The 632-nt window shown below is 70.7% G+C and carries 1 protein-coding gene; it reads left to right on the top strand.

Features of this window, described 5'->3' with window-relative positions; translation table 11 throughout:
• Positions 1-632, top strand: a 632-nt coding sequence (locus ACYVDE_RS25430; RefSeq protein WP_460504297.1) for a hypothetical protein, incomplete at both ends; no start/stop codon positions are given.

The raw sequence follows: 632 nt of genomic DNA, 5'->3' as shown, positions 1-632 counted from the left end.
GGCCACCAGCACGGCCGACTACGTGCTGGCGCCGGTGCGCAACGCGGCCTTTTTCGGCGAGAAAAACCCCGCCTTCACCGGCGTGCTCAACCGCCCGCCGCTGCTGCCACCGGGCCCGAACCAGGTGTACGCGCCCATGCTCTACCTCGTGCCGGTGCTGCGCCAGGTGCTGACCACGTTCGGCTACTCCCTGACCGGCTCGTGGGCCGACGACGTGGAGGTGCAGCGCCTGGTCGTCTACTCCGACCACGCGCTGGGCGCCACCGTGGCGCCGGGTGGCAGCTTCAACCCGGCGCTGCAGCTGCCCAATATCACCGTGGCCCAGCTGCTGCTGGGCCTGCAGAACCTGTTCTGCCTGGGCCTGTACTTCAACCCGGCTACCCGCGAGCTGCGCATCACGCCCCTGCGCGAGGTGGTGCAGCGCGGCCCGTACGTGGCCCGGCCCGGGGCGGTGCTCACCGAGGCGGGTGCCAACGAGACGAACGGCTTCTTCCTGAAGCAGGAGCCCGACACGCAGGATGAGCTGGATAAGACGCTCGACGTGAGCTGGCAGCAGCTGCGGCTCGGGGCCGGCCAGGAGGAAATCACCGCGGCCGCCGGCACCCTGCACCTGGTGCGCGAGGCCGACCCCA

It is taken from the genome of Hymenobacter agri (assembly GCF_054778495.1).
Note: the sequence above shows the minus strand (reverse complement) of the source record. Positions and strands in the feature narration are given on the sequence as shown.